Genomic DNA, 12,888 nt, shown 5'->3' with positions numbered 1-12,888 from the left:
TCAGGAAAACATCATGATCTACGAAAAACGCACGTACACCATCAATCCGCTGAAAATGGCCGACTGGCTGGCGCTGTACCAAAGCGATGCCCTGGCGGTGCAAACCGACCATCTCGGCCAGCTAATCGGCTTCTTTTTTACCGAGATCGGCGTGGTCAATCAGGTAGTGCACATCTGGGCTTATGAAAGCCTGGACGATCGTCTGGTGCGCCGCGCGCGGATGGCCCAGGACGAACGCTGGCAGACCTTCTCGCGTAAAAATCGCGAACTGGCCGCCGTGGAACGCCTCGAGTCGGTGCTGATGCGCCCCACCGCTTTTTCACCTCTGCAGTAAGGAGTCCAACATGAGCGGGCCTGTGAAGGTGGATGTGCTGGTGGTCGGCTCCGGCGCCGCGGGGCTCTCTGCCGCGGTGACTGCGGCGATGCACGGCGCCAGCGTCATGGTGGCGGAGAAAGCGTCAGTGCTCGGCGGAACCAGCGCCTGGTCCGGCGGCTGGCTGTGGATCCCCCGCAACCCGCTGGCGCGGGCGGAGGGCATCGACGAAGCAGCCGACGCGCCGCTGACCTATCTGCAGCATGAGATGGGGGGCGAAGCCGCCGATATTCGTCTGCAAACCTTCCTGCGTTACGGGCCGGAGATGGTGGAATTTTTCCATCAGCGGACGGCGGTGCAGTTTCTCTCGGGCAGCGCCATGCCGGACTTTCACCCGTCGCCGGGTGCGGCGAACGGTGGGCGGTCGGTCACCGCGCAACCCTACGATGGCCGCCTGCTCGGCGACTGGCTCCATCGCCTGCGTCCGCCGCTGGAAACCATTAGCCTGGGCGGGATGGGCATCGCCGGCGGCGCGGATATGGCGCATTTTTTCAATGCCACCCGCTCGCCGCGCTCCGCGCTGTATGCTGCCCGCCGCCTGCTGCGCCACGGCTGGCAGCGGCTACGCGCCGGACGGGGGCAGCATCTGGTCAATGGCAATGCGCTGGTCGCCCGTCTGCTGCGATCCGCCCTCGACGCCGGCGTGCGTTTTCAGCTCAATGCCCCGGTGGTTCGGCTGCTGCAGGGTCCGCCGGGCGTGTCCGGCGCGGTGCTGCGCAGCGACGGCGGGGAGATTCACGTCGAAGCAGGCGCCGTGGTGCTGGCCTGCGGCGGTTTTCCCCACGATCGCCAGCGGCTGGCGCAGGTGGTGCCTCACGCGGCGGAGGGTTATGGCCATTTCTCCGCCGCACCGCCGGACAATCAGGGCGAGGGGATCAGGCTTGGCGAATCCGTCGGCGGCCAGTTCGACACTTCCCTGCGCCACCCGCTGGCCTGGGCGCCGGTGTCCCGCGTCACTCTGGCCAGCGGCCAGCAGCTAATGTTTCCTCATCTGGTGGAGCGCGCCAAACCCGGGGTGATCGCCGTCCTGCCCAACGGCAAACGTTTTGTTAACGAGGCCGACTCTTACCATGACTTTATCGCCGCCCTGCTGGCGGCCACACCCGCGGGCGACACGCCGCAGGCCTGGCTGCTGGCCGATCGTCGTACGCTGCGTCGATACGGCCTGGGCCACGCCAGACCGTTCCCGTTCACCCCCACCGCCTGGCTGCGTACCGGCTATCTGCAGCGAGGAAACACCCTGGCGGAGCTGGCGAAGCAGTGCGCTATCGACGCCAATGCGCTGGCGGAAACCGTTGAACGCTTTAACCACTTCGCCAGCGCTGGCGAAGACGTCGATTTTCACCGCGGGGCATCAGCCTATAACCGCGCCCAGGGCGACCATCAGGTGACGCTCGGACCGCTGCGCGAAGGGCCGTTCTACGCGGTGCGCATTCTGCCCGGCTCGCTGGGCACCTTCAGCGGATTGCAAACCGACGAACACGCCCGGGTGCTGGATGAACAGAAGCAGCCGATACCGGGTCTGTACGCCATCGGCAACGACATGTCGAGCGTGATGCGCGGCTATTACCCCAGCGGAGGGATCACCCTCGGGCCCGCCATGACCTTCGGCTATCTGGTGGGTAAAAACCTGGCAAAAAAACAAATATAAACAATAACATAACTTGATTTCCACGAATGGATGCCCCCTAACTCTCTTCACCTGCAACTGTACCGGAGCCCTTTATGAACAAGCGTACCCTATCGCTCGCCGCGCTGACCCTGCTCGATGTCCCTCCCCCCGAACAGGTGCGGATTGCGGCCAGAACCGGTTTTACCCACGTTGGGCTGCGACTGCTCCCCGCCACACCGACCGACCCGGACTACGACATGCTGGGCGATACCCCGGCCGTCCGGGCGACGCTCGCCGCGTTGATGGAAACTGGCATCCGCGTGTCGGACGTGGAGATCGTCCGCCTGACCCCCGGGTTTACCCTCGACGATCGGCTGCAGCGTTTTATGGAGACCGCCGCGCGTCTTGGCGCCGGACAGGTGTTAGTCGCCGGCAATGATGACAACCTTCAGCGCAGCGCTGACAACCTCGCCATCCTCGCCGCGGCCGGTCGTCCATTTGGGCTGACCATGAATCTTGAGCCGATGCCCTGGACCCAGTTGCGCAACATCGCCGCAGCGCAAGCACTAATCGCCGCCAGCGGGCGGGAAGACATCGGCATTCTGGTGGACGCTCTCCATTTCTGGCGCGCGGGAGAATCGCTCGCCGCCCTCTCCAGCCTGCCCGCGCATCATCTCAACTATATGCAACTCTGCGATGGCGCGGCGCAGAGGCCGGAGAGCGAGCAGGAACTTATCCGCCAGGCCCGCTCGGCGCGCAACGTGCCGGGGGAAGGCGGTCTGGATCTGCATGGTCTGATGTCGGCCCTGCCGGCGACGCTGCCGGTCTCTCTCGAAGTGCCGCTTGACGGCGAGCAAGGCGCCCTGCCGCCTCTTCAGCGGGCGCAGTTACTGTTCGATGCCGCGCAACCCTACCTGCACGCCTGCGCATAAGGAATACGCTATGACACAGACTCAACGCCTGGATGTCAGAGAGTTAATAAATCGTAACCCGCTGAGCCGATTTCAGAAGCTGATTATATTTCTCGGCTTTTGCGTCATCGCTCTCGATGGTTTTGATATCGCGATCATGGGCTTTATCGCCCCGACGCTAAAGCTGGAATGGGGGGTAAGCAACCACCAGCTGGGTCTGGTGATCAGCGCCGCGCTGATCGGCCTCGCGCTGGGGGCGATTTTCTCCGGCCCGCTCGCCGACTGGCTGGGACGTAAGAAAATCATCATCAACAGCGTTTTCTTCTTCGGTTTCTGGACCATCGCCACCGCCTTCTCGCACAACGTAGAACAGATGATGTTCTTTCGCTTTATGACTGGCCTCGGGCTGGGCGCCGCGATGCCGAATATCGGGACGCTGGTGTCGGAATACGCCCCGGAACGCCAGCGTTCATTTATTATCACCGTCATCTTTTGCGGGTTCACCTTCGGTGCGGCGGCGGGAGGATTTTCGGCATCGTGGCTGATCCCCCAGTTTGGCTGGCACTCGCTGATGGCGCTCGGCGGTATTCTGCCGCTGCTGTTTGCCCCCCTGCTCATCTGGCTGCTGCCGGAATCGGTTCGTTTTCTGGTGATCAAACAAGCGCCCGCGGCGCGCATACGCGCCATTCTTAACCGTCTCTATCCCGGACAAATCAGCGACAATGTGAGGTTTATCCTACCGGCGCAGCCAGCGGCCGGCAACGCGATGCGCATTGTCCTCTCCCGCCAGTACGGTTTCGGCTCGCTGATGCTATGGCTGGTCTACTTTATGGGGCTGTTCCTGGTCTATATCCTCGGCAGCTGGCTGCCAACGCTGGTTAAAGCGGTAGGAATGACCGTTAGCCAGGCGGCCATCATGACGGCGATCTACCAGGCGGGCGGCACCCTCGGCTCGTTGTTTGCCGGCTGGCTGATGGACAGGATCAACCCCCATCGCGCGCTGGGGATAATCTACGCCGTTGGCGGCCTGTTCACCATGGCGATGGGCTACGCCGCGGGCAGCTTTGCCTTGCTCTGTATGCTGGCGTTTATCAGCGGCGCCTGCCTGAACGGCGCGAATACCGGCATGAACGCCCTCTCCGCCCGCTACTACCCTACACAGGCGCGGGCGACGGGATCCAGCTGGATGCACGGCGTCGGGCGCATCGGCGCCATTCTCAGCGCCTTTGCCGGCGCCGAGATGATGGCGCTCAACCTGCCCTTTGAAAGCGTCTTTTTGATCCTCGGTATCCCGGCAGCCCTCACCGTCGCAGGCCTGGCGGCGAAGGGCATCTTTGCCGCCGGTCATCCTCCCGTCGCTTCAACTTCCCCCGCGTCTGTGCGCGGAGCGTCATAGCGGCATCTGGTTCCCGGTGCAATCGGCGGATTGCACCGCCTTCAGCAGCTAATAAAGAAAATTTATTTCATATTTTTTGAAACGAAAAAACGCCCGCAACAATCTGGACGACTCCGGCAGGCGATATCCCGCCCTCACCTTTTCAACCAAGCGCAAAAGAAACTATCGCTAATTCGATCCCCCTCGCATATATGGAAAATAAATTCCACAACACAATTGAAACAGAACAAACATTTCCTTAAGTTGAAGTCAGTCTATCCGGATGCGCGTTGCCGCAGGCGTCGGCATTGAGCGCCTCAGAGTGCAAATGATTTCAAAAAGGAGAGCACCATGTTAAACGGCCTGAAACCCTTATCCCGTTCCCTGCGCTGGGGCATGGTCGGCGGCGGGGGAACCAGTCAGATCGGCTACAGCCACCGCTGTGCGGCGCTGCGTGACAATGTTTATACCCTGCTGGCCGGCGCGCTTGACGTCGATGCCGAGCGCGGGCGCGCGTTCGGTGAGCAACTGGGCATCGCGCCGGAGCGCTGCTACGCCGACTACCAGACCCTGTTTCGCGAAGAGGCGCAGCGCCCTGACGGGATCGAGGTCGTCTCGGTCACCACCCCGAACAATACCCATTTCGCCATCACCAAAGCGGCGCTGGAGGCGGGACTCCACGTTATCTGCGAAAAGCCCCTCTGCTTTACCGCCGAAGAGGCGCGCGAGCTGGTGGATCTGAGCAAAAAACAGAACAAAATCGTCGGCGTCACCTACGGCTATGCCGGCTATCAGATGATCCAGCAGGCGCGGCAGATGATTGCCGATGGACTGCTCGGCGAGATCCGCATCGTTAACATGCAATTCGCCCACGGCTTCCATAACCAGGCCGTCGAGCTGCAGGCAGAATCCACCCGCTGGCGAGTAACGCCGAAGTTTGCCGGGCCCAGCTATGTGCTTGGGGATCTGGCCACCCATCCGCTGTTTGTCGCCGAGACCATGGCGCCGCAGCTCAATATCAAACGGCTGATGTGCTCCCGTCAGAGCTTTGTTCCCTCCCGCGCGCCGCTGGAAGATAACGCCTTTGTCCTGATGGAATATGACAACGGCGCGGTTGGCTCGATGTGGACCAGCGCGGTCAACAGCGGCGCCATGCACTCGCAAAAAGTGCGCATCGTCGGCGAAAAAGCAAGCATCGAATGGTGGGATGAGCATCCTAACCAGCTCAGCTATGAGGTGCAGGGCGAGCCGGCGCGCATTCTGGAACGTGGAATGCCCTACCTGTCGCCGAACGCGCTGGCGGATGACCGCATTGGCGGCGGCCATCCGGAAGGGCTGTTCGAAGCCTGGGCCAACCTCTATCGCCGCTATGCGCAGGCGATTGACGCCACGGACCGCGACGATCGCGCCTTCCTGCAAGACTTCTGGTATCCGGACGTCGAAGCCGGGCTGCACGGCGTCTATTGGGTAGAGCAGTGCGTCAAATCGGCTGACGCTGGCAGCCAGTGGGTTGACTTTACTTTACCTTAATTTTCCCCCTCGCCAGTGGAGTCCCCCTCCACTGGTTTATTGATTTTTACCAACTTGTCGCATCGCGCAACAGCCCCGTAATATCTGTTAAACAAACATTTATTTACGCTTCTTACCCCCCGCCGCTACACTAGGCGCAGTTTTTATATTGAGGTGGTAATGAACGATAACAAAATGACGCCAGGGGAACTGCGCGCGACCTGGGGTTTGGGGACAGTATTCTCCCTGCGTATGCTTGGCATGTTTATGGTCCTGCCGGTTCTGACCACGTATGGCATGGCGTTGCAGGGTGCCAGTGAAGCGCTGATTGGCCTGGCGATCGGTATCTACGGCCTGGCGCAGGCGGTGTTCCAGATCCCCTTCGGACTGTTATCTGACCGTATTGGCCGTAAGCCATTGATCGTCGGCGGCCTGCTTATCTTCGTGCTCGGCAGCGTCATCGCCGCGCTCACCGACTCCATCTGGGGCATCATTCTTGGCCGCGCCCTGCAGGGCTCCGGCGCCATCGCCGCCGCGGTTATGGCCCTGCTGTCCGATCTCACCCGCGAACAGAACCGCACCAAAGCGATGGCCTTTATCGGCGTCAGCTTCGGCGTCACCTTCGCCATCGCCATGGTGCTGGGGCCGATTGTCACCCACCAGCTGGGTCTGCACGCGCTGTTCTGGATGATCGCCATCCTGGCGACCGTCGGCATCCTGCTCACCCTGTGGGTGGTGCCCAACAGCCATAACCATGTCCTTAACCGCGAATCCGGGATGGTGAAGGGCTGCTTTAGCAAGGTGCTGGCGGAGCCGCGCCTGCTGAAGCTTAACTTTGGCATCATGTGCCTGCACATTATGCTGATGTCCACTTTTGTCGCCCTGCCCGGACAACTGGAGGCCGCCGGCTTCCCGGCCGCCGAGCACTGGAAGATTTACCTGGTCACCATGGTTATCTCGTTCATCTCGGTGGTGCCGTTTATCATCTACGCCGAAGTGAAGCGCAAGATGAAGCGCGTCTTCCTGCTCTGCGTCGCCATCCTGCTGATTGCGGAAATTGTCCTCTGGGGCGCCGGAGGCTACTTCTGGGAGCTGGTGGCGGGCGTTCAGCTCTTCTTCCTGGCGTTTAACCTGCTGGAAGCGCTGCTGCCGTCGCTAATTAGCAAGGAGTCTCCGGCGGGCTACAAAGGCACCGCGATGGGCGTCTACTCCACCAGCCAGTTTCTCGGCGTGGCGATTGGCGGCGCGCTTGGCGGCTGGGTCGATGGTTTCTTTGATTCGCAAACCGTGTTTCTGCTGGGCGCCCTGCTGGCGATGCTGTGGCTGCTGGTGGCCAGCACCATGAGCGAGCCGCCGTACGTCAGCAGCCTGCGGGTGGAGGTGCCGGACGGCGTGGTGGTCGACAGCGCGCTGCAGGCGCGTCTGCTGAGCGCCAGCGGGGTTCATCAGGCGCTGGTGGTACCCGAGGAGCGTTCGGTGTATATCAAAATCGACAGCAAGGTCACCAACCGCTTCGAGATAGAGCAGCTCATCAAAGGGGTATAAAAAAAGCGGGGAATTCCCCGCTTTTTGCTGTCTGCCCGCCGCCTTAGTCGCGGAAGTTTTTGAACTGGAACGGCTGTCCCAGATCGCCACCGCGCACCAGCGCCATCACCGACTGCAGATCGTCGCGGGACTTACCGGTCACGCGGATCTCTTCGCCCTGAATCTGGGCCTGCACTTTCAGCTTGCTGTCTTTGATCAGTTTAACGATCTTCTTCTGCACCGCGCTTTCAATGCCCTGCTTCAGCTTCGCTTCAACAAACCAGGTTTTACCGCTGTGCACGATATCTTCCGGTACGTCGAGGGAGGTGCCTTCAATGCCGCGCTTGAGCAGCTTGGCGCGCAGGATATCCAGCAGCTGGTTCACCTGGAAGTCAGACTCGCTCAGCACTTTAATGGTCTTGTTGGCGTCGTTTAATTCAAAAGTGGCTTCAACGCCACGAAAATCAAAACGCGACTCGACTTCGCGGCTCGCGTTGTCCACCGCGTTACGGGCTTCCTGAAGATCAACTTCAGAGACAATATCGAAAGATGGCATCTTTTCCTCTCCTTCCGTTTCTTTTGCGTTGCATAATACCTGCAACGCGGCATAACTCAACTTGTTATCCCGGAAGCTTAGCTGATTACGCAACGCTCGCGCTATTTTCCCCGTGATGTCCGACGATGCGAAAAGCGACGAGATAGACTTTAGCCATCAGCGCCTGGGATAGCGGCAGATGAGGAGGAACAATGAAAGTAACCGTACTGGGATGCGGTGCGCTGGGACAACTATGGCTGACCGCGTTGTACAAACAGGGACATGAAGTCCAGGGCTGGCTGCGCGTACCGCAGCCATTCTGTAGCGTCAACGTCATTGAAACCGATGGCTCAGTGTTCAACGAATCGCTGACGGCCAACGACCCCGATTTTCTCGCCAGCAGCGAGCTGCTGATCGTCACCTTAAAGGCCTGGCAGGTGTCGAATGCGGTAAAGCACCTGGCCGGGATCCTGCCGGACACCACGCCAATTTTGCTGGTACATAATGGCATGGGCACCGTCGAGGAGCTGCGCGGCGTGAAACAGCCGTTGCTGCTGGCCTCCACGACCCAGGCGGCGCGGCGCGATGGGAATGTCATCATCCACGTTGCCCAGGGCACCACGCATATCGGACCGGCAAAAAGCTACGAGGGGGACTACAGCTATCTCGCAGAAGTTCTGCAGAGCGTGCTGCCGGATGTCGCCTGGCATAACAATATCCACTCGGCCATCTGGCGCAAGCTGGCGGTTAACTGTGTGATTAACCCTCTGACCGCGCTCAAAGGGTGTAAAAACGGCGATCTGCGCGACTATACGCAGGAAGTTGCGGCCATTTGTCGCGAGGTGGCGGCGGTGATGGAGCGCGAAGGTATTCATACCTCGGCGGAAAACCTGCTATTTTATGTCGAACAGGTAATTGAAAGTACGGCAGAAAATATCTCTTCCATGCTGCAGGACGTTCGCGCCCAGCGGCATACAGAGATCGACTACATCACCGGTTTTCTGCTCAACCGCGCCCGCGCCCACGGCGTCGCCGTACCGGAAAACGCCCGCTTATTTGAATTGATCAAGCGTAAGGAGAATGAATATGAGCGCGTCGGCACTGATTTGCCTCGCCCCTGGTAGCGAAGAGACCGAAGCGGTCACCACTATCGACCTGCTGGTCCGCGGCGGAGTAAAGGTGACCACCGCCAGCGTCGCCAGCGACGGCAGCCTGACCATCGTCTGTTCGCGCGGCGTCAAACTGCTGGCGGATGCGCCGCTGGTCGAGGTGGCCGATGGTGATTTCGATATCATCGTCCTCCCGGGCGGTATCAAGGGCGCAGAGTGCTTCCGCGACAGCACGCTACTGGTGGAAACCGTCCGCCAGTTTCATCTCTCTGGGCGCATTGTGGCCGCCATCTGCGCCGCCCCGGCGACCGTGCTGGTACCCCATAATCTGTTCCCGATCGGCAACATGACCGGTTTTCCGGCGTTGAAGGAACATATCCCCGCCGAGCAGTGGCAGGATAAAAGAGTGGTCTGGGATCCGCGGGTGAATCTGTTAACCAGCCAGGGTCCGGGGACTTCGATTGATTTCGCCCTGAAAATGATCGATCTGCTGGTGGGGCGCGAGAAAGCGTATGAGGTCGCCTCACAGCTGGTGATGGCCGCTGGCATCTATAATTACTACGAAGCCTGATAGCCGGTCCGCGCCGCGGGCTGGCTCCCCTTTTCCTGAGGAGTCGCAGCATGTCCCGGAGCGCAACCGATTCTCGCGATCTTGTAATCAGCCGCCTGCTCAGCGCGCCCGCCCCAGCCCTGTGGCGCGCGTGGGCCGACCCGGCATTACTCCGAACCTGGTGGTGCCCGAAGCCCTGGCAAACCGAGGTTCTGGCCTTTGATTTTCGCGCCGGCGGGGCCTTTCACACCGTGATGCACGGGCCTGACGGTGAACGCAGCGATAACCCCGGCTGTTTTCTTGAGGTTATCACGCAACAAAAAATCGTCATGACCTCGATGCTGACGGCGGATTATCGCCCCGCCGTTTCCCCCTTCGCGATGACGGCCATCATCACCTTTGCCGATGAACAGGTCGGGTGTCGCTATACGGCTACGGTGCTGCATGCCGATGATGAAACCCGCGAGCAGCATGAGCAGATGGGATTTTTCGAGGGCTGGAATATTGTCATCGATCAGCTCAATGACCTGGCGCTGACCCTGCGCTAATACACTCCCCTGCCAATAGTAAAAAGGCCTTCCATTAGGGAAGGCCTTTTGCATCATAACAACCTGTTACGGGCGATAAACTTTCACGTTGTTGAAGCCCTGCTCGCGCAAATAAAGCGCTTGCAGACGGCTCATCACCCCGCGCTCGCACCACAGCAGCCAGGTTTTGCTCTGATCGAGATCGCCAAATTTGGTGCTTAGCTTGTAGAACGGCAGGGAAACAACCTCAACCCCCTCGACCTTCAGCGGCTTGTCTTCCTGCTCGTCGATGGAGCGAATGTCGAGGATCGCGTCATTGGCGCCAAAGCCGGTCACGGTTTCCACTTCCACCACCGTCTCTTCCGTCTGCTGGGCGATCTCGCGGATATCGATATTGCTCGCCTCTTCCACCACTTTATCAAGGATGCTGAAATCGAAGTGTTCTTCTTCCGCTTCAATCTTCGCCTTCACCGCCTTCACGGTCGGGCTCTTGGAGATCACGCCGCAATATTCCGGCATGGTGCGGGCAAAATCTTCCGTGCCGATCTCACGCGCCAGGTCGATGATGTGCTCTTTATCGTGCGAAATCAGCGGGCGCAGGATCAGAGTATCGGAGACATTATCGATCAGGCGCAGGTTAGTGAGGGTCTGACTGGAGACCTGGCCGAGCGCTTCGCCGGTGACCAGCGCCTGCACGCCATAGCGTTCCGCGACTTTTGACGCGGCGCGGACCATCATGCGCTTGAGCACGACGCCCATCTGGCCGTCGTCCACTTTTTCAAGGATTTCGCCGACTACTGGCTCAAAGTTAATCGCCACAAAGCGAACGCGGTGTGAGCTGCCGAAGCGGTTCCACAGATAATGCGCGACCTGACGGACGCCAATCTCATGGGCGGCGCCGCCAAGGTTAAAGAAGCAGTAATGAACGCGGCAGCCGCGGCGCATCAGCATGTAGCTGGAGACGCCGGAGTCAAAGCCGCCGGAGATCAGCGACAGCACATCTTCCTGGGTGCCGATCGGGAAACCGCCGATGCCTTCATAGCGGCCTTTCACCAGCAGCAGGCGATCGTTTTCAATCTCGAGATTGACGGTGACGTCCGGGTCGGTCAGCTTCACGCGCGCCGTTTCAATATGCTGATTCAGGCCGCCGCCGACGTAGCGTTCCACTTCAATTGAGGTGAATTCATGTTTGCCGCGACGCTTCACTCGCACGCAGAAGGTTTTGCCTTCCAGCGCCTCGCGCCACAGCGGCAGCGTCTGCTCGAAAATATCGTGCAGCGAGGTGAACGGCACGTCTTCGACTTCCAGAATATGGTGGATGCCGGGGATACGGGTCAGCGCATCGCGAATAGCCGGGCGCTGATTTTCATCTTTCGCGCGAACTTCGATATGATCCCAATGACGGACGACGGCCAGCGTCTCATCATAGTTTTTGAGAACGTTACGAATGTTCCCGGTTAAGATTTTAATGAAGCGCAACCGCACAGATTGGCTTTTGATGGTGATTTCCGGGAACAATTTAATGATAAACTTCATAGCGACAATAGTTCGTTGGCAAGCCCGACGGGGCTATAAGCAAAAGTTGTAAAGCAGCGCACACCGGTGCCTGCATCCTGGGCGCGGAGTATATCACCATTGCGCGTTATTTGCTTACACGCGTGACTTCGTTACCATACCCGGTATTGCCGTCGCGACATAACAAGAGTCTACATTCACTATGCCAAAGAAAAATGAGGCCCCGGCCAGCTTTGAAACTGCTCTGGGCGAACTGGAGCAGATCGTTAACCGTCTGGAAAGCGGCGATTTGCCGTTAGAGGAAGCGCTAAGCGAATTTGAGCGCGGCGTACAGCTGGCGCGCCAGGGGCAAAGTCAGCTGCAGAAGGCCGAACAGCGCGTGCAGATCCTGCTGGCGGATAGTGAAGATTCCCCGACCACGCCTTTTACGCCGGACGCTGAATAAATGGATTTCCCGCAACAATTGCAGGCCTGTGTGGAACAGGCAAACGAAGCGCTGCGCCGTTTCATCGCCCCGCAGCCCTTTCAGAACACTCCGCTGGTGGAAGCGATGCATTATGGCGCATTGTTAGGCGGTAAACGCCTGCGTCCCTTCCTTGTCTACGCCACCGGCGAGATGTTCGGCGTGTGCCGTACCACGCTGGATGCTCCTGCCGCGGCGGTCGAATGCATTCATGCCTACTCCCTGATGCATGATGATTTGCCGGCGATGGATGATGACGATCTGCGCCGCGGCCTGCCGACCTGCCATATTAAATTTGGCGAAGCCAACGCAATTCTTGCGGGAGATGCCCTGCAAACGCTGGCGTTCTCTATACTGAGTGATGCGCCGATGGTCGACGTTCCTGACCGGGACCGGCTGGCGATGGTTTCCGAACTGGCGCAGGCCAGCGGCGTGGCGGGCATGTGCGGCGGCCAGGCGCTGGATCTGCAGGCCGAGGGACAGCAGGTTGATTTACAGGCGCTGGAGCGTATCCATCGCCACAAAACGGGCGCCCTGATCCGCGCCGCCGTCCGGATGGGAGCCCTGAGCGCCGGCGAACGCGGCCGCGCTGCCCTGCCCGCGCTGGATCGCTATGCGGAAAATATCGGTCTTGCCTTCCAGGTCCAGGATGACATTCTCGACGTGGTAGGGGATACTGCGACCCTTGGCAAACGTCAGGGTGCCGACCAGCAATTGGGTAAAAGCACCTATCCCGCCCTCCTGGGTCTTGAGCAAGCCCGGAAGAAAGCGCACGACCTGATCGCTGATGCCCGCCGGTCGTTAGATGAGCTGGCCGCACAATCTCTGGATACTTCGGCACTGGAAGCGCTCGCGAATTACATTATTCAGCGCGATAAATAAACA

Annotated in this window: 12 protein-coding genes and 1 pseudogene; 11 read left to right on the top strand and 2 right to left on the bottom strand. The window is 59.8% G+C overall.

Translation table 11 applies throughout. The annotated features are described in order from the left end of the window. Positions 1 to 13: 13 nt before the first annotated feature. The 6 genes and pseudogenes from DR88_RS20585 to DR88_RS20610 all read left to right on the top strand — a co-directional run bounded on the left by DR88_RS20585 (position 14) and on the right by DR88_RS20610 (position 7,325). The gene (locus DR88_RS20585) at positions 14 to 334 is read left to right on the top strand and encodes an NIPSNAP family protein (RefSeq protein ID WP_002891541.1); all 321 of its coding nucleotides are present in this window, start codon (positions 14 to 16) and stop codon (positions 332 to 334) included. A gap of 10 nt (positions 335 to 344) precedes the next feature. Beyond that, positions 345 to 2,041: pseudogene (locus tag DR88_RS20590) on the top strand (FAD-dependent oxidoreductase). 57 nt (positions 2,042 to 2,098) lie between these two features. Further along, positions 2,099 to 2,917, top strand: a complete 819-nt coding sequence (locus DR88_RS20595) for a sugar phosphate isomerase/epimerase family protein (RefSeq protein ID WP_023302237.1) — start codon at positions 2,099 to 2,101, stop codon at positions 2,915 to 2,917. A gap of 10 nt (positions 2,918 to 2,927) precedes the next feature. Continuing rightward, on the top strand, positions 2,928 to 4,292 hold the full coding sequence (locus DR88_RS20600) for an MFS transporter (protein WP_002891473.1): 1,365 nt from the start codon (positions 2,928 to 2,930) through the stop codon (positions 4,290 to 4,292). A gap of 330 nt (positions 4,293 to 4,622) precedes the next feature. Beyond that, on the top strand, positions 4,623 to 5,801 hold the full coding sequence (locus DR88_RS20605; protein WP_004191717.1) for a Gfo/Idh/MocA family protein: 1,179 nt from the start codon (positions 4,623 to 4,625) through the stop codon (positions 5,799 to 5,801). 159 nt (positions 5,802 to 5,960) lie between these two features. Further along, positions 5,961 to 7,325, top strand: a complete 1,365-nt coding sequence (locus DR88_RS20610; protein ID WP_004144660.1) for an MFS transporter — start codon at positions 5,961 to 5,963, stop codon at positions 7,323 to 7,325. A gap of 43 nt (positions 7,326 to 7,368) precedes the next feature. Here the strand turns inward: DR88_RS20610 and DR88_RS20615 are convergent, their stop codons facing one another. After that, the gene (locus DR88_RS20615) at positions 7,369 to 7,860 is read right to left on the bottom strand and encodes a YajQ family cyclic di-GMP-binding protein (RefSeq protein ID WP_002891465.1); all 492 of its coding nucleotides are present in this window, start codon (positions 7,858 to 7,860) and stop codon (positions 7,369 to 7,371) included. A gap of 191 nt (positions 7,861 to 8,051) precedes the next feature. On the opposite strand from DR88_RS20615, the gene panE reads away from it, so the two are divergent. Genes panE through DR88_RS20630 form a run of 3 tightly spaced genes read left to right on the top strand, consistent with a single transcriptional unit; the run spans position 8,052 to position 10,046 of the window. Beyond that, a complete protein-coding gene (gene panE / locus DR88_RS20620) occupies positions 8,052 to 8,963 on the top strand; it encodes a 2-dehydropantoate 2-reductase (protein ID WP_002891462.1) in 912 nt (303 codons plus the stop codon). Beyond that, positions 8,926 to 9,519 (top strand): protein deglycase YajL, encoded by a 594-nt coding sequence (gene yajL / locus DR88_RS20625; protein WP_002891460.1) that lies wholly within the window; start codon positions 8,926 to 8,928, stop codon positions 9,517 to 9,519. Before panE ends, yajL begins: the two co-directional genes overlap by 38 nt. A 50-nt stretch (positions 9,520 to 9,569) precedes the next feature. Next, a complete protein-coding gene (locus tag DR88_RS20630) occupies positions 9,570 to 10,046 on the top strand; it encodes an SRPBCC family protein (RefSeq protein ID WP_025861964.1) in 477 nt (158 codons plus the stop codon). Positions 10,047 to 10,112: 66 nt separating this feature from the next. Here DR88_RS20630 and thiI read toward each other — a convergent pair whose 3' ends face one another. Then, the gene (gene thiI, locus DR88_RS20635; protein WP_004144657.1) at positions 10,113 to 11,561 is read right to left on the bottom strand and encodes a tRNA uracil 4-sulfurtransferase ThiI; all 1,449 of its coding nucleotides are present in this window, start codon (positions 11,559 to 11,561) and stop codon (positions 10,113 to 10,115) included. A 181-nt stretch (positions 11,562 to 11,742) separates the two neighbouring features. Here thiI and xseB point away from each other — a divergent pair, with 181 nt between their 5' ends. Together xseB and ispA are read left to right on the top strand one after the other, a co-directional pair. Then, positions 11,743 to 11,985 carry an exodeoxyribonuclease VII small subunit gene (xseB, locus tag DR88_RS20640; protein WP_002891398.1) on the top strand — a complete coding sequence of 81 codons (243 nt, stop codon included), beginning with the start codon at positions 11,743 to 11,745 and terminating at the stop codon, positions 11,983 to 11,985. After that, positions 11,986 to 12,885 (top strand): (2E,6E)-farnesyl diphosphate synthase, encoded by a 900-nt coding sequence (gene ispA, locus DR88_RS20645; RefSeq protein ID WP_004144656.1) that lies wholly within the window; start codon positions 11,986 to 11,988, stop codon positions 12,883 to 12,885. Positions 12,886 to 12,888 lie beyond the last annotated feature (3 nt).

Origin of the sequence: Klebsiella pneumoniae, from assembly GCF_000742135.1 — a bacterium.
GTDB lineage: Bacteria > Pseudomonadota > Gammaproteobacteria > Enterobacterales > Enterobacteriaceae > Klebsiella > Klebsiella pneumoniae.
The sequence above is the reverse complement of the archived record's forward strand: the minus strand, read 5'-3'. Positions and strand labels throughout refer to the sequence as shown.